This window comes from Marinobacter flavimaris, assembly GCF_002933295.1.
In the GTDB taxonomy this organism is placed as follows: Bacteria; Pseudomonadota; Gammaproteobacteria; order Pseudomonadales; family Oleiphilaceae; genus Marinobacter; species Marinobacter flavimaris.
This window is the reverse complement of sequence record NZ_PSSW01000001.1, coordinates 138905-162363: the sequence shown is the minus strand read 5'-3', so window position 1 is coordinate 162363 and position 23459 is coordinate 138905. Positions and strand designations below refer to the sequence as shown.

The window sequence follows — 23459 nt, the reverse complement described above, 5'->3', positions numbered from 1 at the left end:
GTGCTCGTAGCGGTTTTCTGGAAGCCAGACGGCTTCCGGCCTCGCGGCGAACTCCACAGGGGAAAACAAGAACATGCTAAAAAAACTGTTAATAGCCAACCGCGGCGAAATCGCAGTCCGGGTGATCCGCACTGCGAAAGCTCTGGGTTACCGCACCGTGGCCGTCTACTCCGAAGCCGACGCCAAAGCCATGCACGTGGAACTCGCCGACGAGGCCGTCTGCATTGGCCCGGCACAGGTATCCGCCTCCTACCTGAACAGCGATGCAATTCTTGAAGCCGCCCGCAAAACCGGCGCCGACTGCATCCACCCGGGATACGGCTTCCTCTCTGAGAATGCCGCCTTCGCCAACGCCTGCAAAGACGCCGGATTGGTGTTCGTTGGCCCTCCCGCCTCGGCCATCGAACTCATGGGCAGCAAGCGCCGATCCAAAATCGCCATGCAGGAAGCCGGCGTGCCAGTGGTGCCTGGCTATGAAGGCGACAACGCCAACGACGACGAACTGATCGCCGCCGCCAAAGACATCGGCTACCCCCTCATGATCAAAGCCTCTGCCGGCGGTGGTGGTCGCGGCATGCGCCTGGTTGAGAGTGAATCCGAACTGGCCGACAACATCAAACGGGCCCGTTCCGAATCAAAACAGGCCTTCGGCGACGACGAACTGATCCTGGAAAAAGCCGTGATTGAGCCCCGCCACGTGGAAATCCAGGTGTTTGCGGATCGCCACGGCAATGCGGTCTACCTCGGCGAACGGGACTGCTCAGTACAGCGCCGACACCAGAAAGTAGTGGAAGAAGCACCCTCCCCCTTTGTCACGCCGGAACTACGACAGGCCATGGGTGAGGCTGCAGTCAAAGCGGCTCTGGCCTGCAACTACGAAGGCGCCGGCACCGTCGAGTTCCTGGTCGACAAGCACCGAAGCTTCTACTTTCTGGAAATGAACACCCGCTTGCAGGTAGAGCATCCGGTCACCGAACTCATTACCGGCCAGGACCTGGTCGCCTGGCAGCTCAACGTGGCTGAGGGACGGCCGCTGCCGCTCAGCCAGGACGATATTCACCTGAATGGCCATGCCATTGAGGTTCGACTCTATGCAGAGGACCCTGCCCACGGATTCACACCCCAGACCGGATCGCTATACGCCTTTGAACCAGCCGAAGGCGAAGGTTTACGGTTTGATACCGGGGTACGATCTGGAGATGCTATCACTCCCCACTACGACCCGATGCTGGCAAAAGTAATTGCCTGGGGCCAAAACCGAGATGAAGCCCGCCGGCGGCTGATCCGCTCGCTTGAGGACACAAGCGTGTTCGGCGTGACCACCAACCGCCATTTCCTGAGCCGGATTATCGCAGACGAGACTTTCGGGGCCGGCGGGGCGACCACGGCCTTCCTGCAGCAGGCCTTCAAGGACGATCCGTCCCTTCAGCCGCAAAACCTGACCATTCGCCAGTTGGCCCTGGCCGCCTGCGTGCTCGACCATGGCATTTCGGGCCAGAGCGCCTGGAGCAATGCGCCGGCCACCATGACGCCGATCAAGCTGGAAACCGGCGACACCACTGTCGAGCTACTGGTGACCCGCAGCGGCAGCCGGTTGTCTGTCAGTATGGGCGAAACCCGGCATTCCCTGGTACTTGAAAGCCAGAGGGATGGCCATTTGTGCATTATCGACAACGGCGTTCGTCAGGCCTGCCAATATCACCGCCAGGGCGATTCCCTATATTTGCAGGCGTTCGGGCAATCCTGGTCGGTGCGCGATGTTACCCACCAACCAGCCAGGACTGCTGGCGGCGCAGGCAGCGGTCGCATCCAGGCGACCATGGATGGCGCCATCATTGATGTGTTGGTTGAGGCTGGTCAGAGCGTTCACCAGGGCGATACGCTGGTGATACTGGAAGCCATGAAGATGGAGCATCCGGTAAAAGCAGACCGGGACGGCAGAGTCGCCGAGATTCTTGCGAGCAAGGGCGACCAGGTGAAACGCAGTCAGTTACTGGTCCAGATAACCGCCAACGAGACGGCCGAACAGGAGAACGAGGCATGAGTACCATGCGTGATCGCACCGTTTTTATCACCGGCGCCAGCCGTGGCATCGGCCGGGCCATCGCCCTCGCCGCCGCCCGTCAGGGCGCCAACGTAGTGATTGCCGCCAAATCAGACACGCCTCATCCGAAGCTGCCAGGCACGATCCATACGGTGGCGGAGGAAGTTCGGGATGCTGGAGGCAAAGCGCTACCGCTGGTTCTGGATGTCCGGGATGAAAAGCAGATCCGCCAGCGCATTGATGAGGCCGGCGAGCATTTTGGCGGCATCGACGCACTGGTAAACAACGCAGGCGCCATTCGGCTAACCGGTGTGGAAAACCTCAAGGTCAGCCGGTACGACCTGATGCATCAGGTCAATGCCCGGGCCGTCATGGCCTGCAGCCAGGCCGCACTGCCCTGGCTGAAACAGTCGGACCGGGCTCACATCCTGAGCCTGTCGCCGCCTCTGAATCTGAATACCCGGTGGTTCGCCCAATATGGCCCCTATACCACCACAAAATACGCCATGACCATGCTGAGCCTGGGCATGGCGGAGGAGTTCAGGCGGTACGGCATTGCGGTTAACACGCTGTGGCCAAAAACGCTGATTGCCACGGCAGCCATCGAATTTGAGGTTGGCGGGCCCCAGATGATGGCCCAGGGCAGGAAGCCGGACATCATGGCCGATGCTGCTGTCAGCATCCTCAACCGGTCGTCTGAGACTATGACTGGTCAGACCCTGATCGACGAGGACCTGCTACGGCAGGACGGTATCACCGACTTCGAGCATTACCGGTATGAGCCGGGCGATAAGCCCCTGATGCCGGACCTGTTTCTGGACTGAACCCGAGGCATGCGTTGTTCCGGGTTCAACGTCCACACAATAAAAGGGACCAATGGAAACACCATGAGCCAAGACAACGTATCCGCACTGGACATTGCCCGCAGCCTGCCCGGAATATTCCGGCGCTTGCCGGCCATAACCCGGGGGCTGTATTACTATGCCCTGAAAAACGAGAACCGTGAGCTTACGCTCGGCACTCTTATCGAAAGCAATGCCCGGAACCTGGGAAGCCGGCCCGCCATTCTGTTTGAAGACCGCTCGATCACATGGAGCGAATTGGATGGCTGGGCCAACCGCATTGCCCGCTACCTGCAGGACCAGGGGCTTGCCAAAGGGGATGCCATTGCGATCTTCCTTGAAAACCGCCCCGAATTGCTGGCCGTGGTAGCCGGCGCAGCCAAACTCGGCGTTGCCTGCGCCATGCTCAATACCTCCCAGAGAGGCAAGGTACTCGAACACAGCATCAACCTGATCGAGCCCAAAATGATGGTGGTTGGCGAGGAACTGGTCGAGGCGTTCGACGGCATAAGAACAGATCTCAAGACCGCCCATCCCCAGCCATTCCAGTTTCTGGCAGACACCAACACGCTGAACGCCTTTGGGGACGCACCAACCGGTTACGCCAACATGGCCGAGCAGGTCAGCACCTTCAACAGCGACGCCCCGGTTCTCAGCGATGCGCCGAAAATGGGCGATACCGCCATCTACCTGTTCACCTCCGGCACCACCGGCCTGCCCAAGGCCGCCCCGGGCTCACACCGCAAATTCATAATGGCCTACGGCGGGTTTGGCCTGATGTCTCTTGCCATGAAGCCGGAGGACGTTCTTTACTGCACGCTCCCCCTTTATCACGGCACCGCACTGCTGGTCTGCTGGGGCTCAGTCCTGGCCGGCGGCTCCGCCATTGCCCTGCGCCGCAAATTCTCCGCCAGCGCCTTCTGGGACGACGTTCGCTATTACCACGCCACCACCTTCGGCTACGTCGGCGAACTCTGCCGCTACCTGCTGAACCAGCCACCCAGCGAACAGGACCGGAACCATAGCCTCACCAAAATGATCGGCAACGGCCTCCGCCCGTCCATCTGGAAGGAATTCAAGGAGCGCTTCGGGATAGAGACAGTCGCAGAGCTCTACGCCTCCAGCGAAGGCAACATCGGCTTCAGCAACTTCTTCAACATGGACAACACCGTGGGCTTTTCCACCGCCCCCTACAAGCTGGTGAAATTCCACGACGGCACACGGGATCCAATTCGTAACGAAAAAGGCTTCATGCAGGAAGTGGCTAAAGGCGAGCCCGGCCTCTTGATCGGCGAGATCACCAAGAAATGGTCGTTCGAGGGTTACACCCAGAAAGAGGCCACGGAAAAATCGATCCTCCGCAACGCTTTCAAGAAGGACGACGCCTGGTTCAACACTGGCGATGTCCTGAAGGAGATCGGGTGCGGCCACCTGCAGTTCGTCGACCGTATGGGCGATACCTACCGCTGGAAGGGCGAAAACGTCTCAACAACGGAAGTGGAAAACATCATCGACGGCTCGGGGATGGTCGAGGAAGCCATCGTCTACGGCGTCGAGATTCCGGGCACCAACGGCAAGGCCGGCATGGTGACCCTGGTTCCCCACAGCAATGGCGGAGAGTTCGACGTGAACAGTTTGTTCGCCTATCTGAGGGACAATCTGCCGACCTATGCAGTTCCGGTATTCGTACGGGTAACCCACGCCATCGAGAAAACGGGGACGTTCAAGTACCGGAAGGTGGATATCCAGAAGCTGGGCTATTCGCTTCGGAATGGGGAGGAGGTCTATGCCTGGCTGCCCAGGACTGATGGGTATACCTTGCTGACGCGAGAGCTGGTTTCGGAGATTGACTCGGCTTCGGTCCGGTTTTGATGATTGGCCTTTTGTCTGGGCCCTAGCCTTATGGATTAGCGGATTGGTGAGGGTGGGCACCTCCTCCCAAAAACCGCTACAAGCACGTCCGTGTGCGCTTGTTTCGGGCCGTCCATGGCCCTCTACATTTTTGGGAGGAGGTGCCCACCCTCACCACCGGGCTGTTGCGTTATAGTCTCGATATTCAGAGATACCACTGATTCCAGAAGTTGCCGGTTGGAAGCACTTCCCAAAAATGTCGGCGGCCATGGATGGCCGACGCCAAGCGCACATGGATGTGCTCGTAGCGGTTTTTGGGAAGTGCTTCCAACCGGCAACCTCACAAAACTTTCAGGCTTTGATAAAACTCAGGAGCCGACTTTAAGCACAACCTTGCCGGTCGCTTTCCGCTCGGTCAAAGCCCCCAGTGCCTTTGCGTAATCCTCAAATTCGTAAACCGCACTGATCTTCGGATCAATCTTGCCCTCGGCATAGAGCTTCATCAGCTCCATCATGTTCTGGGCACTGGCCTCCGGCTCGCGTTGTGTGAAACTGCCCCAGAATACGCCAACAACGGAACAACCTTTCAGAAGCGTCAAATTTGCCGGGATTTTCGGGATCTCGCCGGCGGCGAAGCCGATGATCAGATGGCGGCCATTCCAGCCCATGGCGCGGAGGGCCTGTTCGGTGAAGTCACCGCCGACGGGGTCGTAGATGACATCCACGCCTTTGCTGTGAGTGAGCTTCTTCACCGCGTCTTTAAGAGGCTCTTCTGCGTAATTGATCAGCTCATCGGCGCCTGCTTCCTTGGCAACCGCTAGCTTTTCCGCGGAACTGGCGGCTGCAATAACCTTCGCGCCCATGGCCTTGCCGAGCTCAACCGTTGCCAGGCCCACGCCACCACTGGCGCCCAGAACCAGAAGCGATTCGCCAGGCTGAAGGTTGCCGCGCTGCTTGAGGGCATAATAGGAAGTTCCATAAACCATGGTGAAGGCCGCTGCCTTCTCGTCGGACATGCCATCGGGGACGGGGAGAAGATTCTGCTCCGGCACGATGACTTCTTCGGCAAAGGCGCCATAACCTGTCAACCCAGCAACACGGTCGCCTACCTTGAAGCGGGTTACCTTGTCGCCAACCTCGATAACCTCACCCGCCATTTCGCCACCCGGGGAAAAAGGCAGGCTTGGCTTCAACTGATATTTGTTCTCGATGATGAGGGTGTCCGGAAAATTCAGGCCGGCGGCTTTAACGCGCACTTTGACACCGCGGCCTTTCACTTCGGGGCTGGGAACTTCTTCGATGACCAGCTTCTCGGCCGGACCATATTCCTTGCAGAGGATGGCTTTCATGAGTGCTCCGTTTTTGTTTGATCGGATTCCAGGCGACAGGCGCCTGTGATTGTTATCCGTCAAGCTAAACAGAGTCTTAACATGAAGCAAATAAAGTTCTTTTATCTAAGCGCATAAGCGGCGCTTATTTCTCAGAGCGAGTCCATTCAGAGCATGGTCCCGCCGATCACGAGAGCGCCAACCAGAACCACCCCGGCCACAATCAGGCCAGTTTTCATTCCTGAGGACAGCACCTGAGGCGCGTCGCCGACAGATTTAGGATCATCACGGGTAGACAGATTCTGTTCCTGGCTGGAGTTGCGAACGAGCTCGATCATTTTCTCACACTGTTCAGAGGTGAACGCGGCCGGATCAAAGGATTCAAGTCCCTGATCATCCAGAAATGCCCGAACGTCCCTCGAAAGCGGCACGTATTTCATGGACCAGTTACTGAACGTTCGGCTCTTGAGGGGCTCTTCTATCAAGGTGACGATGTTGCGGTGGCGGTCATCCTTCAGGATCCTGTCATACGTGCGACGGACGGCGTCCTCTTCACCTTCCAGATACTGGAAAAACCGGTCGTTTCCGTAGTAGAGGCCACCGACCAACTGGTCTTTGGCATTGTTCTTACGGGAGGTCATCAGAATTCGTGCAACGTGGGGTTCAACACCCTTTTCCACCGGTTTGGCTTCGAACGTGGCTTCACTGGCATAGGCCAGACGCATCAGGGACATAGCAACTCCGTACAACAGGATACAGGTAAGTTGAATGCAAGATACGTTCAGAACTGTCGCTATGGATCACAGTCCGGAGGCCCGCGCTTTCTAACACCTATCTGGCCTCAGGTGAAAGCCATCCGCTTTTTCGCTATCCTGCGCGCTTTGACTTTAGGCATCCGGCCACTCCTGGCCTATCTCGGGGCTCCCCATGATCGACATCATCTACGTGCTTGAAATGGTTGGAATCGTCGCGTTTGCGATTTCCGGCATGATCGTGGCGCGCTCCAAAAATATGGATCCTGTGGGCGTATTTACCATCGGCTTCATCACGGCACTCGGTGGTGGCACCCTGCGCGATCTGATCATGGACAACCACCCTCTTTACTGGATCAAGCACGAAGAGCAACCGATGCTGATTCTGGCCATGGCGGTTGTCTTCAGCTATTGGAAAAAAGCAGAGCGGCTGCGGGAGTCAAGAATTGTGTTCCCCGACGCCATCGGACTCGGCGTTTTTTCCATCCTTGGCGCCCAACTGGCCCTGGATCTGGGACATTCCTGGTTTGTCGCGTCCCTGCTAGGAGTGATGACGGGCACCTTTGGCGGCGCCCTGCGGGACACCCTCTGTAACGAGGTCCCCTATATCTTTCGCAAAGACCAGATCTACGCCTCGATCTCATTCGCCGGATGCTGGCTGTACTTTGTCTGCCAGTGGTTCCTCGACAACGAGGTCCTGCCGCTGACCATTGGCCTGCTTTTTATCGTCATCGTGCGGATGCTGGCGGTCCGCTTCGATATCCGGCTCCAGCGTGACTCTCACAGCAACTAACGCCACATTCGCTTTGACGAACTGTCAATCATCCCTTGGCCTCAGGAGGCTGAGCCGGTAATATTGCCGTTTTTTCACGCAATTCAAGAATTCCGTCCAGACCAGACCCCCAAACACAAACTTTCAGCATCCTGTGAGGCAGACACCCGTCATGCTTGAACGACTGTTCCAACTCCAGGCCCACGGCACCACTGTTCGTAAAGAAGTGGTTGCGGGCATTACCACCTTCCTGACCATGGCGTACATCATCGTGGTCAACCCGAGCATCCTGTCATCGACCGGCATGGATTTCGGGGCTGTCTTTGTTGCGACCTGTCTTGCAGCCGTGATCGGCACCCTGATCATGGGGCTGTGGGCCAATTACCCGATCGCCATGGCACCAGGCATGGGGCTAAACGCCTTTTTCTCCTTCACGGTCGTCGGCAGCATGGGCTACAGCTGGCAAATAGCGCTCGGAGCGGTGTTCATCTCCGGCTTCCTGTTCTTCCTGCTGAGCATCTTCAAGGTGCGGGAATGGATCATCAACAGCATTCCCATGTCCCTGCGCTTCGGCATCTCCGCGGGCATTGGCTTCTTCCTGGCCCTGATCGCCCTGAAGAATGCCGGCATTGTTGTGGATCACCCCGCCACGCTTGTGGGGCTGGGCGAAGTGAAAGTGGCAGAGAGCCTGCTGTTTTTCGGCGGCTTCGTGCTGATTTGCGCACTGTCCTTCCGCCAGGTAACCGGCGCCGTCATGATTGGTATTATTGCGGTTACCGGCGTAGCCATGGCTCTGGGAATGGTGGAGTACAACGGTCTGGTTTCAGCACCCCCGAGCATAGCGCCGACGTTCATGCAGCTGGACCTGGCGGGCGCCCTGAATATCGGCATGATCAGCGTGATCTTTGCGTTTCTGTTCGTCGATCTGTTTGATACATCCGGCACCCTGATCGGCGCCGCACAGCGCGGTGGTCTCCTCGACAAGGACGGCAAACTGCCGCGCCTTGGCCGGGCCCTGATGTCGGACTCGGTTGCGACCATGTCCGGTGCTGCCCTCGGTACCTCAACCACCACCAGCTACATCGAATCCACCGCGGGCATCTCCGCCGGCGGCCGAACCGGCCTGACCGCTGTCGTGGTTGCCGTGCTGTTTCTTGCTTGTTTGCTGCTGTCACCGATTGCCAGCATCATCCCTGCCTACGCCACCGCACCGGCACTGCTTTACGTGGCGGTTCTGATGGCCAGCGGCCTCAAACTGATTGATTGGGAGGATGTCACTGATGCAGCCCCGGCTGTTGTCACCGCCCTGATGATGCCTTTGACCTTCTCCATTGCCAACGGCATCGCCCTGGGATTCATCACCTACGCCATTCTGAAGGCACTCAGTGGCCGCTGGGCAGATCTGAACGCCAGTGTTGTTATCATTGCGGTTGTGTTTGTTCTGAAATTCATTTTCCTGGATGCGGCCTGATCCACTTCCAGGGCATTAACCGGAACGTTTATGGATTATTTTTCTGAAAGCATCAAAAAGGCCATTCGCACGGTCCCGGACTGGCCAAAGCCGGGCGTGGCCTTTCGCGATATAACCACGGTACTGCAGGACAAGACTGCCTTCCGTAAACTGATTGATGCCTTCGTACACCGCTACCATGGACACAAGATTGATGCCGTGGCAGCGGTGGATGCGCGCGGCTTTATCATTGGCTCGGCACTGGCCTATGAGCTCAACGCCTCCCTGGTACTGGTACGCAAGAAAGGCAAGCTTCCGTTCGATACGCTGGTGGAGGACTACGAGCTTGAATACGGTACCGCCTCCGTGGAGCTGCACAAGGACGCTTTCAAGCCGGGCGACAACGTGGTTCTGGTGGATGATCTGATTGCCACTGGCGGCACGATGCTCGCCGCGACCCGTCTGATCCGCAGGATTGGCGCGGAAATTGTGGAAGTGGCAGCCATGATTGATCTGCCCGATCTCGGCGGCTCCCGCAAGCTGCAGGACGAAGGCCTTCAGGTTTATACTGTTTGCTCGTTTGAAGGGGAATAATCAACAGCAATCAGGAGGCGACCATGCCGGATTACCAACACCACTGGAAGGATGGCACACCCGTCCATCTGCCACTGGGAAAGATCGTCTGCATTGGTCGCAACTACGCCGAGCATGCCCGGGAGCTCAATAACCCGGTGCCGGATGAACCGCTGCTGTTCATCAAACCCGCAACCTCGGCGGTGCATATCACCCGTCCCCTGGATTTTCCAAGAGACCAGGGGGCGGTTCACTTCGAGACCGAACTGGCGGTTCTGATCGGTCGACCCTTGACCCGGGCTTCAGCCAGCGAAGCCAAATCCGCGATACTGGGCTACGGTCTGGCACTGGACCTGACTCTGCGGGATCTCCAGGGCAAACTCAAAGAAAAGGGCCAGCCATGGGAAAGAGCGAAGGGGTTCGATGGTGCCTGTCCGCTTTCGCCGTTTGTCGCGGCCGATAAGTTTCCCGATGCCCCCATTCACTTCACAATGGACATTGATGGCAACCGCCAGCAAACCGGCGATACCGGCGATATGCTCAACCCCATTATTCCCCTGATCGCTCACATCAGCAGCCAGTTCACTCTGCTGCCCGGCGATGTGGTGCTGACAGGAACACCAAAAGGCGTGGGCCCGCTGGTTTCTGGCCAGACCCTGTCGCTTGAACTGGAAGACCTGCTGTTCGTGGAGACCAAAGTGGTTTAACGTGCAGGGCCGGCTAAACCCAAATCCGGTCAAAGGCGTACATCTGTTTATGGCAAAGAAACCGGTAACCTCCCGACGTGGTCGCTTCTTCAAACTCGCTGGCATGACTGCCTCTGTGGCAGGGCAATATGCCGGCCAGCGTGCGCGCCGCCTGTTCCGCTCAGAAAATGACGAGGGCGCGCAGAGCGAAAGCTACACACGCATGGCCGACCAGATCGCCGATACCCTGGGCGAGCTGAAAGGGGCGGTCATGAAAGTCGGGCAAATCGCTTCCCAGACCCAGGACTTTCTGCCCAAGGAATTCTCGGACGCGCTCGAGAAGCTTCAGAAAGAAGCCCCGCCCATGCCTTTTGAAGTCATCGTGGGGCAGATCGAATCGGAACTGGGCAAACCGGTCTCCGAGCTTTTCGAGTACCTGCAGGAGACACCCTACGCTGCGGCTTCCATCGGCCAGGTGCATCGCGCCAGACTCCACGATGGCACCGATGTCATTGTGAAAATCCAGTACCCCGGCGTGGACGAATCCTGCGATTCAGATCTCAAACAACTGCGCATGGCACTGAGATTGGGCGGCCTGCTGAAAATGCCCAAGGAGTCGGTCGACCGGCTGTTCGCCGAAATCCGGGAGCGACTGAAAGAAGAACTGGATTACGAGAACGAAGCACGAAATATCGAACTCTTTCGGGAGTTTCACAAGGATCAGCCCTGGGTGCTCATCCCTTCCGTGGCGAAGAGCCACTCAACCCGACGTGTCCTGACGATGGAACTGGTTGAGGGAGATCACGTCAGCAAGGTTACGAGAGACCGGTACGACCAGGACACCATCAACCTGATAGGTCACCGGATCTTCATGCTCATGGCGGACCAGCTTTTCCGTTTCCAGTGCATCCATGGCGATCCCCACGCCGGCAACTTCGCCTACCGGCCTGATGGCTCCATCGTCATGTACGACTTCGGCTGCGTAAAGAAGCTGAAACCGGAAATCATCGCCGCCTACCGCAACGCCCTGGTTTCTGCCCTCGAGGAAGACTACCAAGCGCTTGACCGTCATCTGATTGACCTGGGCGCGCGTGTCGGAAGCCAGCCAGCCGTGGATGAAGCCTACTACGCTATGTGGCGGGACATTCTGGTGGTGCCCTTTGAGGATCGGGAGGTGCCCTATAACTTCGCAGAAGCCGACATCCACAAGCGCGTGGCCGAGAAAACCAGCACCGTGTTCAAATACCTCGACTACTTCAAGCCGCCGGTGGAAAGCATCTTTGTCGACCGGATGATTGCCGGTCATTACTGGATGCTGAAGCGGCTGGGTGTTCAGGCCGCGTTCAGGGAAGAACTGGAAAGGTACCTGAAAGCCTGAACCCTACAGGTAATGGGCAACCCACTCGGCAACACCCTCGACGGCACCCTTGCGAATAAACCGGGCCCGTGACACTGACGCCGGCTCGCCCGGGTCAATCACGGTGATGGGGACATTTTTGTCCACTTCGTAAACCAGTCCTGCAGCCGGGTATACCTGCAGAGACGTTCCCACGATCAGCAGGTGATCGGCCGTGCGGACAACTTCGGCAGCCTTGTCCAGCATGGGCACTTCCTCGCCAAACCAGACAATATGAGGACGAAGCTGGGCGCCACGGTCGCAGGTGTCGCCAGGGTTAATATCACGATAACCGATGTCATAAACCAGCTCCGGATATTTTGAACTGCGCGCCTTGGTAAGCTCTCCGTGAAGGTGAATGACGTTGCTCGCGCCACCCCGTTCGTGAAGATCGTCCACGTTCTGGGTGACCACGGTGACTCGGTAGCGCTGCTCAAGCTCCGCCAGCAGCTGATGGGCCCGGTTCGGCTGGGCGGAGGCGAGCTGGCGGCGTCGGTCATTGTAGAACCGCAGCACCAGCTCCTGATTGCGCGCAAACGCCTCGGGCGTAGCCACATCGTAGACGCTGTGCTGCTCCCACAACCCACCGTTGTCCCGGAAGGTGGAGAGACCGCTTTCGGCGCTTATGCCCGCGCCTGTCAGCACTACGATATGATCCTGCATCAGTCGAAAATCTTGCCCGGGTTCATGATTCCGTTGGGATCGAATACCTGCTTGATTCCTCTCAGGTAAGCGATTTCTGCCTCGCTACGGGTGTACTGCAGATACGGCTTCTTGGTCATACCCACGCCGTGCTCGGCAGACACGCTGCCCTGGTAGCGCTCGACAATCTCGAACACCCATTTGTTGACCTGTTGGCACTTCTCGAAGAAATCCTCGTTGGCCATGTCCTCTGGCTTAAGGATATTCAGGTGCAGGTTGCCATCGCCGATGTGACCGAACCAGATAATCTCGAAATCCGGATAGTGCTCGGTGACCACGGCATCAATTTCCTGCAGAAAGCCCGGCACCTTGGATACGACCACGGAAATATCATTCTTGTAGGGCGTGCGGGGCGCGATGGACTCGGAAATGCGCTCGCGCAGTTGCCAGAGGTTCTGGGCCTGGGTTTCGCTCTGGCTGATCACGCCATCCAGCACCCAACCGTTCTCCACGCATTGTTCAAACAGAGCCATGGCATCGTCCATCACCTGATCGGAGACAGATTCGAACTCCAGCAGCGCATAATACGGCGCCTCGGTTTCAAACGGCGCCTGAACCTGACCGTGGGCCAGCACGTGTCCCATGGCTTGATGGGAGAAAAACTCGTAGGCGGTGAGATCAATCTTTTTCTGGAAAGTCTGCAGCACATCCATGGTGTTGGTCAGGTCATTCAGACCCAGCACCAGCACCGTCAGGTTATCCGGCTTCCGGGACAATTTCATGGTGGCTTCGGTAATAAAGCCCAGTGTGCCCTCAGCGCCGATGAACAGATGACGCAGATCGTAACCCGTGTTGTTCTTCTCAAGATCCTTGTTCAGATCCAGAATATCGCCCTTGCCGGTCACGACCTTGAGGCCGGCAACCCAGTCCCGGCTCATACCATAGCGAATTACCTTGATACCGCCGGCGTTGGTGGAGAGGTTGCCACCGAGCTGGCTGGAACCGGCGGAGGCAAAATCAACCGGATAGTAAAGACCGTTGTCTTCAGCACAATTCTGCAACTGCTCGGTCACAACACCGGCCTGACACCGAACCGTCCTGTCGCTGGCATTGAAGTCCAGAATCTGGTTCATATTGTCGAACGCCACAACCACCTCACCATTGGCGGCCACAGCACCGGCACTCAGACCTGTTCGGCCGCCAGAGGGCACCAGTGCCACCTGATTCTCGTTGGCGAACTTCACCAGCGCCTGCACCTGCTCGGTGGTCTTGGGCAACGCGATCGCCAGGGGCTTGGGCGGGTAGATCTTGGTCCAGTCCTTGCCGTAGGTATCCAGATCTGCCGGGTCGGTCAGCACCTTGCCGGGCGCGTCGCCAGTGGCCATCAGGTCTTTGAGGGAAGCAATGATCTGTTCAGAATTCATGAATTTTTCGGTCTCGTCAGGTTTGGGCCGGAGCATCCTGCAACAGGAATCACAGACAGTTGATTCAGGCAAACCGGCGCGCTGTGAAAATCTTTGTTTATGGTATCATACCGCCCCTGTTCTGTGAGCCAGCCCTGACGATCACTGGCCACGGGTCATTTCACGTGACGAAAGGTTCGGAAGCAAGCCCATGTCAAATACGTCTCTTGAGAAGAGCAAAATCCGTATCCTGCTGCTGGAAGGCGTGCATCAATCTGCCATTGATACGCTGAATGCTGCGGGCTATACCAACATTGAGTACCTGTCTCACTCGCTGGCCGAGGAAGAGCTGATCGAGAAGATTGCCGATGCGCACTTCGTCGGCATCCGTTCCCGCACCCAGCTGACCGAGAAAGTATTTGAGGCCGCCAAGAAGCTGGTGGCTGTGGGTTGCTTCTGTATTGGCACCAACCAGGTGGATCTGCAGGCGGCCACCCGGCGCGGTATTGCCGTTTTCAATGCGCCTTTCTCCAACACCCGAAGCGTCGCGGAACTCGTTCTCGCCCAGGCCATTCTGCTCCTGCGCGGTGTCCCGGAGAAAAACGCCAAGGCCCATCGCGGCGAGTGGCTGAAATCCGCCAAGGACAGCTATGAAATCCGTGGCAAAAAACTGGGCATTATCGGCTACGGCAACATCGGCACCCAGTTCAGCGTCCTGGCCGAGGGCCTGGGCATGGATGTGTACTTCTACGATGTCGTCTCAAAACTGTCGATCGGCAACGCCACCCAGGTAGGTACGCTCCAGGAGCTGCTCAACATTGCCGATGTGGTCAGCCTGCACGTACCGGAAACCCCGGCCACCAAGTACATGTTCAAGGCCGAGCAGTTCGCCCAGATGAAACCCGGCAGCATTCTCATGAATGCCTCCCGCGGCACCGTGGTGGACATCGACGCCCTGGCCGATGCTCTGGGCAGCGGTAAACTGCTGGGTGCTGCCATTGACGTATTCCCGGTTGAGCCCAAATCCAACGACGAGGAATTTGTCTCTCCGCTGCGGGAGTTCGACAATGTCATCCTGACCCCGCATGTTGGCGGCTCCACCATCGAAGCCCAGGCAAACATCGGTCGGGAAGTGGCAGAAAAACTGGCCATGTACAGCGACAACGGCACGTCGGTTTCTTCCGTGAACTTCCCGGAAGTCGCTCTGCCGTCACACCCCAATCAGCACCGTCTGCTGCATATCCACGAGAACGTTCCCGGCGTGATGTCAGAGATCAACCAGGTGTTTTCAGAGAATGGCATCAACGTTTGCGGCCAGTATCTGCAGACCAAGGAAGACATCGGCTATGTTGTCGTCGACGTGAACAAAGAGTACGGCGAACTGGCGCAGGAAAAGCTGCTCAAAGTGAAAGGGACCATTCGCTGCCGCGTACTGTTCTGATTAACGGCCAGATATAAAAAAACCGGAGCCTGTGCTCCGGTTTTTTTATGGCTGCGAACGCCCTGCTTACTGCATGGGCACCAGCGTCAGCTCAACACGACGGTTCTGCTCACGGCCGGCCGCGGTATCATTTGAGGCAACCGGGTAGCGTTCGCCGTAGCCAACAGCACGGGTACGCTTCGGCTCAATACCCTGGTTCAGGAGGAAGTCACGCACGGATGAGGCGCGACGCTCACTGAGCAGCTGGTTGTAGCTGTCAGAGCCGGAGCTGTCGGTATGCCCCTCAATCTGGATGATGGTCTTGTCATACTCCTTCAGTACCAGAGCCACGGATTCCAGTGTTCCGCTGAATGACGGCTTGATGCTCGATTCATTCAGATCAAAGGTGATATTGCCTGGCATCACCAGTTCAATCTCATCGCCGTTGCGCACCACGCGAACACCAGTGCCCTCCAGCTTGCGACGCAGCTCGGCTTCCTGTTTGTCCATGTAGTAACCAACGCCACCGCCAATGGCCGCGCCGCTGGCCGCACCAATCAGGGCACCTTTTCCGCGGTCACTCTTGCTGGAGGTTGCCGCACCGATAGCCGCACCGCCAATAGCGCCGATGATGCTTCCCTTGGTCGCATTCGAAGTTTTCTCTTCACCGGTGTAGGGGTCGTAGGTCATACAACCGCCGAGACCGAAAGTTGCCACCATAAATACAAGAATCATCTTCTTCACAGCTTTCTCCTGTGCCTGGTTTCTTCAGCCAACCCGGTTTAACGGGTCTTTTCCGCCGAGTTCGTGAATGTATCAATAATGGTATTGAATACGGTTGCCTGCAAATCCTGAGCTTCGTTCACAAGATGATGACGTCCGTCAGGGATTTTCCGTTCCTCAACCGAGGAAAATTTATTCCGGATAATACGCAAATTGTGTTGCCAGTCGACTGTCAGATCCTTCTCACCTTGCACGACGGTCACAGGAAAGTCGACCGGCCGCGCAGATTCAATATGGGGGACCCATTTTCGGAGTGCACTCACCCAGTCGACATGCACTGCCCTCGCCTGAAGCGGGTCGTACTCCCGCAAGAACCTGAGGAAACGACCGTTGCCACTGTTCTCTGCAAATACCCTGCGCCAGCGGGAAATAAACGGCTTCACCATGCTATGCAGTATTTTTGCGCCCAACCAGCCGGCCGGCCTCACCAGGGGCGCCAGAAGCACCACTTTCCGGAAGTCGGAGGTTTGCTGGCTGTGATGGTTGGACAACAGATAATCAATCAGGATCGCTCCACCGGTGCTCTGCCCAACCGCGAACCAGGGCTGACGCAACTTGTCCCTGACCTGAGCCATCACGTCTGACAGAACGCCCTGATACTCAAGAAAACTGCCAATGGCTGCGGGCGTGCCGCTGGAAAGGCCATGGCCGGGCTGATCGTAGGCCAGCACATCAAACCCGGCTCCCAGGCACCGATCGATCAACTGACTGTACAACCCGACGTGGTCGAAATAGCCGTGCAGAATGAACACCGTGCCACGCTCTGTTGACTGGTCCGGCAATCGGAAATAATGCACCATGACTTCATGACCGCAGGCTTTGACGTAACCCTGATGATAAGCAACGTCCGGATGTTCCACCCAGAGATCCAGCCCATAAAAACGACAATAGGCCACCATTTCATCACTAAGATCACGCGAGCGGGTCGGGTCGAAGGGTTCGAGTCTGTCCAGGAGCGAGTGCCTGTCCCAATCCGGTATTTCTATGGTATCCGTTTTCCAGTACACGTAGAGTTAAACGCCTGTCATGAATGAGTTATCTATTTCGGGGTTTCAATCCTAACCTATAGCGGGCCTAACCCATAGCAGGGGAAAGACACAGATGTTGCAACACGTTTTAGAGAGTGCGTTGCGCCAGACCATGAACCGGCTGGTCAGACCGGTTCTCAACCCGGCGGTACCGGTGCCACTTCAGCGACGCATTGTTCGCCAGGCTTATCGGAGTTCGACACCACCGAGAGGCGCGAAATTCGAGAACATAACCATTGGGGGAGTGCCAGCAACCCGGACAACCTTCGGCAATGATCCCCGGGGCGCCGTTCTCTATCTCCACGGCGGAGGCTACATCATCGGGTCCTCGAGTACCCACCGTGGCATAACCGGGCATCTGGCGAAAACAACCGGCTGCGCCATCGTTACGCCGGATTACCGGCTGGCGCCCGAGTTTCCGTTTCCCGCTGCGCTGGATGATGCCGAAGCCTGCTGGAACGGGCTTCTGGAGGCTGGCCTGAAACCGGACCAGATTGCCGTCGCCGGCGATTCCGCTGGCGGGGGGCTCTCTGTTGCCCTGGCGATGCGACTGCGCGATAAGGGCCTGCAGCTTCCGGCATCGCTGACGGCGTTTTCACCCTGGATAGACCTCACTCAGGAGCAGCTTTATGCGCCGGAAATTGAGCCGGTACTTCAGGCCAGCTGGACCAGCAAGGCCGCCAGGCTTTACGCCGGAAAGGAACCCCTTACCAACCCGTTGATCTCGCCGATCTTCGGGGATTTAAGCGGCCTGCCACCCCTGTTGATCCAGGTAGGCAGCCAGGAAATCCTGCTGAACGACGCCGAACGGCTGGCCGAGGCCGCAAGCCGGAACGATGTGGAAACCCGCCTTGAGGTCTATAACAGTCTTTGGCACGTTTTCCAGGTACACAGTGGTCAGCTGGATCGAGCCACTGCCGCGTTGGAAACCGCAGGCGAACACATCAAACGTCATCTGGCAGACTGAGCTCGCCCCGGGCCAGGGCCTCTTTCCTGGGCCGGGGCCATTGCTTGATGCGCCACTCCAACCGTGAAGCCCGGCTTCTGTCTCCGGCTGGCGCGCTGAACACCAGTTCCAGTGGCCCCTTCCCCCTCAGACTACGCGCCCCCCGGGGAGCGCCTCCCTGATGTTCATTGAACCGCCGCTCAACGTCAGTGGTTATGCCGGTATAGAGCGAACCTCTGGCGGTTCGAACCATGTAGACAAACCAGTCAGCCAAGGTTCAGGGCCTCTTCCCGATCCTTCACTTTTTTCTGCTGAATCCATAGCCCCATCATGATCAGAACCAGGCCAATGTATGTGGAGGGCAGGATATGCTCGCCCAGAATAAAGTAGATGAACACCAGCGAAAGGAACGGAGAGATAAAAATCAGGTTGCTGACTTTCGAAGTATTCTCCGCTTTTTTCATGGCATAGGACCAGAGCACGAAAGCGATACCCATCTCGAACACGCCTACATAGAGCGCTGCAACCAGCGACGTGCCCGGGGCAAAACTGAGCCCCTCTGTCCACCAGCAAATCAGCAGAATCACCGGCAATCCACACAGGAAATTCAGGAACAGGCCAACCACCGGATCCCGGGTATCCCGTGTGGCGATAATCCAGTAGGACGCCCAGACCACTGTGCTTCCGAGGGCGAGAGAAACGCCAAGTGGATCCTCGAAGCTCAGCGAAGTGACAGCCCCGCGGGTGGCAATCACCACGACCCCGGCATAACAGATCAGGCCCGCGACAATATCCAGTTTGCGTAGCCGGTGCCCCAGAAAGGGTACCGACATATAGGCCAGCACCAGAGCCCAGGTGTAGTTCAGCGGTTGCGCTTCCTGGGCGGGCAGTCGGTCAAAGGCACCGAACAACAGGAAATAGTACAGACAGGGATTGATCAGCCCCATGCCAAAAGACTGGGCATACTGTTTGCGACTGAGCGAGAACACCAGGTGCCAGCGCCCCTGAAGCATCAGGATGACGGCCATCACAACCACCGACGCACTGCACGCAATCAGCAGCATCTGAACGGGCGCGAGCTCTCTGAGCGAGAGCTTGAACGCGGTTGCCACGGTAGACCACAACAGCACCGTGCCAAGGCCATAGAGCATCGCCTGCTTCTGGTTTGTCATTCCCGGCCTCCTGCCCAACACTGAAACTCCATGAACTGTCTCCTATATGCACTTGATCGTCTGGGTCGACAGTGTAATTCAATCCAACCCCGTAACCCACGGCAGTGCGCATTCTTGTGTTACCTTGTATGGCAATATCAACCAAGGATCGAGAAAACTGGAGTTCCCGTTATGCCCACCGTCCGTTTCAGGTTCTGGCCATTGAGCCTGGCATTGGCCATTGCACTGACCGGTTGTTCAGACAACCAGACCAGCGGTGAGGACGAGACCGCCGATGTCCCGGAACCCCCCGATTACCCGGTTACCTGGCGTTTTGCCCTTGAGGAGATCGAGGGTAGCGTTCAGCATGCTTATGCCGAAGCGTTGAAGGAACGGATTGAGGAGCGTTCCAACGGCAGGATTGAAATCGATATTTTTCCCTACGGTTCTCTGGGAACCTCGGCACAGCTTACTGAACTGGTTCGCAATGGTTCCATAAGCCTGGCGTTCGCCTCCCCCGGGCATCTTGCCAACACCATCCCCGAAGTCGGTCTCTTCACGCTGCACTATGTTCTTCCGGACGACGCCGACGTTACACGAGAGATTCTGGCCAGTGCAGAATTGCTCGAATTGTTTGAATCACCCTATGCCAACCAGAACATGAAACTGCTGGGTTTCGTGCCTGAAGGCTGGATGGCCTGGACAGCTAACAAGGCGCTGCGGTCGCCGGAAGACTTCACCGGACAGCGAATCCGAACCATGACCTCCGACATGGCGGAAGAAACCTTCCGGGCCTATGGTGCCGAGCCCAGCCAGATCCCCTATTCCCAGGTATACAGTGACCTGCAGCTGCGCAAGATCGATGGCCAGAGCAATCCGGTTTTCGCCATCGAGGAAATGGATTTCTACGAAGTGCAGACCACCATGACCCTGGCGCGACCGGCCCAGTTCGTCGCTTCAGTGGTCTCGAATCTTGACTGGTACGACGCCTTGCCCGAAAACCAGCAACAATGGCTCGACAACGGACTCAAGGACGTCGCGCAGATCGCCTGGGAGACTCAGGAGGAGCTAAATCAGACCCGGCTCGAGCAGATGCTGGAAGGGGGCCACATGAAAGTGGTCCGCCTGACCGATTCAGAACGCGAGGCGTTTCGGGAAGCCAGCATGCCGGTGCGTGACATTTACCTCGAGCGCACCGGTGAAAGCGGGCAGCGTATTCTCGGCAGGTTGAATCAATTGATTGAGCAAACGGAAACCCGCAAGCAAAGCTCAGGGGTTTCCGGTGACGGGGACTGAGACAAACCTGACGCCCTCTGAAGCCAACGCACTTGCGCCCTTTGCAGTGAGCTCGGAAATAAACCGGAACTGATCCTTCAACTCGATCGGGTATGCCTTCAGCCGATAACACATGCCCCAGGGTTTGTTGGAGACCACCACCACGACAGGCCGGAACGTGCGGGTAAGAGGACAGGTGTAGGCCACATCCCGCAAGAGCGCCATAACCCGGCTGACGTCATGGTGGGGTTCAAGGTTGAACTCCGCCACGCACATCAGGTTATCCGTTCCGTTGTTGGCGTTGGCAATGAGGGACGCCCAGAGTTTGCCGTGGGGTATCACCACCACGGTATCATCCGGCGTAACAAGTTCCGCGGCTCTGGTGCCAATCGAACGGACCTCTCCGTACTGCCCGTCCACCTCGATCCAGTCGCCGGGCCGATACGGCATTTCGTAGAGGGTTACGATTCCGGCAATCAGGCTGTTCGCGTAATCCTTGAAGGCAAACCCGAGAGCCAGTCCCAGGGCTCCGAAAATGGCAACCATGTTCTCGAACGAAGGTTCCACCAGGATCGGAACCACAACGATGATGGTCACCACGATAATGATCAATCGCAGCAAGGGCACCGACGCCAGGATATAAAACCGGGGCTTGCCCCCGAGTTTCACTGCGATTCTCGGAAACAGCTTCTGTATTACGATGATCAGGCCCGTCGCCAGCAGCACAACCATCAACGATTCCAGCAACGCTTCCGACGTGATCGCTGAAAACGCCTCCCGAATGCCAAGATCACCCATCACTCATCTCCTAGAAAGTGTCGACCGGAAATCCCCAGCTCTGCAAATGCCGACGAATCGAGGGGTATCCCTGAGCGGTGACTTGCCAGCGACCACCAGATGACTGCTGCTCAATCAGATCCGCGCGGGCCAGACGTGCCAGCACAAACCCTGCCTCATGTTCCGCGACCCCTGTTACCAACTGCAGATGAGAGGCGTCCAGTCCATCGTGCAACAGCAGGGCGTGCAATAGCAGGCCAATGTTGTCGCCCTGGCTCTGGGGGACCGCTGGCAAACCCAGTTGATCAAAAGGGATAACCCAGGCCCGGGTGACTGAACCGCCGTCTGAAGAACCCGGGCCGGATTCCTCCGTGCCCGCCTCTTCTTCAGGGCGGTCTCTCAGCGCGCGTCGCCATATAGCCAGCGCAACACCGGGATTACCTCTTGCTACTGAGGCGAGATCCCGGAGAAAGCCACTGTGTTTGCGCTTTTTCCCGTCATTTCCTTCCGTCATCGGCAATACCCATAGGCCATCGTCTGCCATTCGGGCCGTGATTGAGTAATCACTATCACCGGCAGCAAGGGATTCAAACCATTCACCAAGTTCGACTGCTGCCATCGGCGCAGGTGTCATCGGCGAAAAGTGCGCATCCCTGAAGTAAGAGGACCAGAATTGCCAACACCAGCTCGAGCAACCAATAGCGCCAGGAGCAGTGCCTCCCGCGGCAACCCGACGGAGTAATTCCCGAACCAGAGCCAGTCCGGACAGATGGCGCAGCCAGAAATCAGCCAGTTCCGGAATCACCCACGGCCTGGAAAGATCCTGCGTGTCCCACCACTCCCTGGCGCCCTGTTCATCAAGAAGCAGATTCTCGGGTGGCAGGATCAGCGACCACCGGCCCGCCTCGCCCTCTTGCTGCAATTCAAGCTCGGGAAAACACTCAAGGGCAGAACGAATACCTGAGAACGGTGGAGCCACCAGTAACGCAACTCTCTTGCCGGAATCATGGTTTAGCCCAAGCTCTTCAAGGGCCCTTGAGAGCACTTCCGCCAGCACGCTTGGATCTGGCCGGGGTGCAAAGGATTCGAGCCGGGCGGCTGAAAGTTCGGGAAGGTTATCGAGGCTTTCAAACACTTCCTTTTCTGCAACCACGCCCGCCCGAATCTGGGCCAGGGCATGGCGCAACGCATCTTTGAGTGAACGTCTCACGGACGTTTCAGGCACTTTCCACTGCTCAACCGGAATCAGGCCGCCGGGCATCCACACGGATCCTGCCTTGTTTACTGGCTTATCCTTCAACCTCGTTGCTCCCTTGCTTGCCGTCCTTTCAATTACTCAGGAACCAGCCAACCAATATCGTGAGACAAATTCAAAACGTCCGACCCGGCAACATCGCTCATCATTGCGGCAAACCGGGAGTCAAAACCCCAGGGTGGGTTTACCACCAGCATGCCCGATCCGACCATACCTCGCTCCGGCGGATTATTCAGATGCACCTCACTGCAGAGTATCTTGCGCGCATCAGTGCCCCTGACCGCATCTTTCAACTGTTCCTGCAGGCCACTGGTCAGTATCGGGTACCAGACAAGAAAAATGCCATGACGGCACTTATGCCATGCTTTCCCCAAAGTTTGCGCCACTTCAATGTAGTCGGTTTTGACCTCGTAAGAGGGATCAATCAGCGTCAGCAGGCGCGGCTGTCTGGGAGGCAACTGTCTTAGCAGACCTGCCAGGCCGTCCTGTCTGAGCACCCGAATCGGAGCCTCGGAAGCCCATTCCGCCAGTTGCTCGCCCTCAGATGGATGCAGTTCAAACAGCGTCAGCGCATCTCCATCCCGTAGAAAATGCTGAAACCACGCAGGAGAACCGGGGTAAACGGACAGTTCACCACCGCCGGCATTGAATCCTTTCAGCACGTCCAGAAACGGCTTCCAGTCCCCGGACAGCAACCGATCTCTGGCGCCCCAAAGTCTCTGAACTCCGTGGTCGGCTTCTCTAGTCTTGCGGGCCCGCTCACTTCGCAGGTCGTATATGGCACTGCCGGCATGGGTATCGAAACAGGCAATACCGGAGGCCTTCGCCCGCATCATGGTCTGGACCAGTGCCAGGGCTCCATGTTTCTGGACATCGGCGAAATTGCCGGCGTGGAAGGCGTGCAAATAACTCAACATACAAGAATAGCTCCCTGGTGACGGGGCCATTAAGCCCGATCACGGTTGCCCGGGGCAAGAGCACAATCGTCAAACCTGATCGATCGAGTCCGTTTCCCGCTTGCGTTTCGATAAAACGGAACTCATGATATTTAACGCGAATATTTCTCATTATTACTAGTATTAACA

General features: G+C 57.4%; 22 protein-coding genes. 11 read left to right on the top strand and 11 right to left on the bottom strand.

Annotated elements, in window-relative coordinates; all coding sequences use genetic code 11:
• Positions 1-73: 73 nt before the first annotated feature.
• The 3 genes from MDHKLMBL_RS00795 to MDHKLMBL_RS00785 all read left to right on the top strand — a co-directional run bounded on the left by MDHKLMBL_RS00795 (position 74) and on the right by MDHKLMBL_RS00785 (position 4758).
• Entirely contained in the window at positions 74-2044 is a 1971-nt protein-coding gene (locus MDHKLMBL_RS00795; protein WP_104269889.1) for an acetyl/propionyl/methylcrotonyl-CoA carboxylase subunit alpha, read from the top strand.
• On the top strand, positions 2041-2868 hold the full coding sequence (locus tag MDHKLMBL_RS00790) for an SDR family oxidoreductase (RefSeq protein ID WP_008174063.1): 828 nt from the start codon (positions 2041-2043) through the stop codon (positions 2866-2868). The genes MDHKLMBL_RS00795 and MDHKLMBL_RS00790 overlap by 4 nt, the downstream gene beginning before the upstream one ends.
• A gap of 63 nt (positions 2869-2931) precedes the next feature.
• Positions 2932-4758, top strand: a complete 1827-nt coding sequence (locus tag MDHKLMBL_RS00785; RefSeq protein WP_104269888.1) for a long-chain-acyl-CoA synthetase — start codon at positions 2932-2934, stop codon at positions 4756-4758.
• Positions 4759-5105: 347 nt separating this feature from the next.
• Here MDHKLMBL_RS00785 and MDHKLMBL_RS00780 read toward each other — a convergent pair whose 3' ends face one another.
• Complete coding sequence (locus tag MDHKLMBL_RS00780) at positions 5106-6086, bottom strand: NADPH:quinone oxidoreductase family protein (protein ID WP_104269887.1); 981 nt, start codon at positions 6084-6086, stop codon at positions 5106-5108.
• A 146-nt stretch (positions 6087-6232) separates the two neighbouring features.
• A complete protein-coding gene (locus MDHKLMBL_RS00775; RefSeq protein ID WP_008174059.1) occupies positions 6233-6799 on the bottom strand; it encodes a BLUF domain-containing protein in 567 nt (188 codons plus the stop codon).
• A gap of 193 nt (positions 6800-6992) precedes the next feature.
• Here MDHKLMBL_RS00775 and MDHKLMBL_RS00770 point away from each other — a divergent pair, with 193 nt between their 5' ends.
• The 5 genes from MDHKLMBL_RS00770 (at position 6993) to MDHKLMBL_RS00750 (ending at position 11676) form a co-directional block, all read left to right on the top strand.
• The gene (locus MDHKLMBL_RS00770) at positions 6993-7610 is read left to right on the top strand and encodes a trimeric intracellular cation channel family protein (RefSeq protein ID WP_008174057.1); all 618 of its coding nucleotides are present in this window, start codon (positions 6993-6995) and stop codon (positions 7608-7610) included.
• A 151-nt stretch (positions 7611-7761) separates the two neighbouring features.
• The gene (locus MDHKLMBL_RS00765) at positions 7762-9060 is read left to right on the top strand and encodes an NCS2 family permease (RefSeq protein ID WP_104269886.1); all 1299 of its coding nucleotides are present in this window, start codon (positions 7762-7764) and stop codon (positions 9058-9060) included.
• Positions 9061-9090: 30 nt separating this feature from the next.
• A complete protein-coding gene (locus tag MDHKLMBL_RS00760; RefSeq protein ID WP_008174054.1) occupies positions 9091-9633 on the top strand; it encodes an adenine phosphoribosyltransferase in 543 nt (180 codons plus the stop codon).
• A 23-nt stretch (positions 9634-9656) separates the two neighbouring features.
• Positions 9657-10319 carry a fumarylacetoacetate hydrolase family protein gene (locus MDHKLMBL_RS00755; protein ID WP_008174051.1) on the top strand — a complete coding sequence of 221 codons (663 nt, stop codon included), beginning with the start codon at positions 9657-9659 and terminating at the stop codon, positions 10317-10319.
• Positions 10320-10368: 49 nt separating this feature from the next.
• Positions 10369-11676 carry an ABC1 kinase family protein gene (locus tag MDHKLMBL_RS00750; protein ID WP_104270129.1) on the top strand — a complete coding sequence of 436 codons (1308 nt, stop codon included), beginning with the start codon at positions 10369-10371 and terminating at the stop codon, positions 11674-11676.
• A gap of 3 nt (positions 11677-11679) precedes the next feature.
• On the opposite strand, the gene MDHKLMBL_RS00745 is transcribed toward MDHKLMBL_RS00750, so the two are convergent.
• Both MDHKLMBL_RS00745 and MDHKLMBL_RS00740 read right to left on the bottom strand, forming a co-directional pair.
• Complete coding sequence (locus MDHKLMBL_RS00745) at positions 11680-12357, bottom strand: SIR2 family NAD-dependent protein deacylase (protein WP_104269885.1); 678 nt, start codon at positions 12355-12357, stop codon at positions 11680-11682.
• Entirely contained in the window at positions 12357-13760 is a 1404-nt protein-coding gene (locus MDHKLMBL_RS00740) for a D-2-hydroxyglutarate dehydrogenase (RefSeq protein WP_041646296.1), read from the bottom strand. Before MDHKLMBL_RS00740 ends, MDHKLMBL_RS00745 begins: the two co-directional genes overlap by 1 nt.
• A gap of 190 nt (positions 13761-13950) precedes the next feature.
• Here MDHKLMBL_RS00740 and serA point away from each other — a divergent pair, with 190 nt between their 5' ends.
• On the top strand, positions 13951-15180 hold the full coding sequence (gene serA, locus MDHKLMBL_RS00735) for a phosphoglycerate dehydrogenase (protein ID WP_008174043.1): 1230 nt from the start codon (positions 13951-13953) through the stop codon (positions 15178-15180).
• Between the two features lie 66 nt (positions 15181-15246).
• Here the strand turns inward: serA and MDHKLMBL_RS00730 are convergent, their stop codons facing one another.
• Positions 15247-15903 carry a YiaD family glycine zipper/OmpA-like lipoprotein gene (locus MDHKLMBL_RS00730; RefSeq protein WP_008174041.1) on the bottom strand — a complete coding sequence of 219 codons (657 nt, stop codon included), beginning with the start codon at positions 15901-15903 and terminating at the stop codon, positions 15247-15249.
• Positions 15904-15941: 38 nt separating this feature from the next.
• Positions 15942-16949, bottom strand: a complete 1008-nt coding sequence (locus MDHKLMBL_RS00725) for an alpha/beta hydrolase (protein WP_008174039.1) — start codon at positions 16947-16949, stop codon at positions 15942-15944.
• A 94-nt stretch (positions 16950-17043) separates the two neighbouring features.
• Between MDHKLMBL_RS00725 and MDHKLMBL_RS00720 the strand changes: the two genes are divergently transcribed.
• Complete coding sequence (locus MDHKLMBL_RS00720; protein ID WP_092031043.1) at positions 17044-17937, top strand: alpha/beta hydrolase; 894 nt, start codon at positions 17044-17046, stop codon at positions 17935-17937.
• Here the strand turns inward: MDHKLMBL_RS00720 and MDHKLMBL_RS00715 are convergent.
• Together MDHKLMBL_RS00715 and MDHKLMBL_RS00710 are read right to left on the bottom strand one after the other, a co-directional pair.
• Positions 17915-18169, bottom strand: coding sequence for a GIY-YIG nuclease family protein (locus tag MDHKLMBL_RS00715; protein ID WP_014577843.1), 255 nt, complete (start codon positions 18167-18169; stop codon positions 17915-17917). The two genes, MDHKLMBL_RS00720 and MDHKLMBL_RS00715, sit on opposite strands and share 23 nt — an antisense overlap.
• A gap of 13 nt (positions 18170-18182) precedes the next feature.
• Positions 18183-19088 (bottom strand): DMT family transporter, encoded by a 906-nt coding sequence (locus MDHKLMBL_RS00710; RefSeq protein ID WP_053112741.1) that lies wholly within the window; start codon positions 19086-19088, stop codon positions 18183-18185.
• Positions 19089-19259: 171 nt separating this feature from the next.
• On the opposite strand from MDHKLMBL_RS00710, the gene MDHKLMBL_RS00705 reads away from it, so the two are divergent.
• Positions 19260-20363, top strand: a complete 1104-nt coding sequence (locus MDHKLMBL_RS00705; RefSeq protein WP_104269884.1) for a TRAP transporter substrate-binding protein — start codon at positions 19260-19262, stop codon at positions 20361-20363.
• Here the strand turns inward: MDHKLMBL_RS00705 and MDHKLMBL_RS00700 are convergent.
• Genes MDHKLMBL_RS00700 through MDHKLMBL_RS00690 form a run of 3 tightly spaced genes read right to left on the bottom strand, consistent with a single transcriptional unit; the run spans position 20337 to position 23291 of the window.
• Positions 20337-21140: a mechanosensitive ion channel family protein gene (locus MDHKLMBL_RS00700; RefSeq protein ID WP_008174028.1), complete on the bottom strand. Its 804-nt coding sequence runs from the start codon at positions 21138-21140 to the stop codon at positions 20337-20339. The genes MDHKLMBL_RS00705 and MDHKLMBL_RS00700 overlap by 27 nt on opposite strands.
• Before the next feature lie 10 nt (positions 21141-21150).
• The gene (locus tag MDHKLMBL_RS00695; RefSeq protein ID WP_241956150.1) at positions 21151-22419 is read right to left on the bottom strand and encodes a hypothetical protein; all 1269 of its coding nucleotides are present in this window, start codon (positions 22417-22419) and stop codon (positions 21151-21153) included.
• A 32-nt stretch (positions 22420-22451) separates the two neighbouring features.
• On the bottom strand, positions 22452-23291 hold the full coding sequence (locus MDHKLMBL_RS00690) for a 23S rRNA (adenine(2030)-N(6))-methyltransferase RlmJ (RefSeq protein ID WP_104269883.1): 840 nt from the start codon (positions 23289-23291) through the stop codon (positions 22452-22454).
• Positions 23292-23459: the final 168 nt, after the last annotated feature.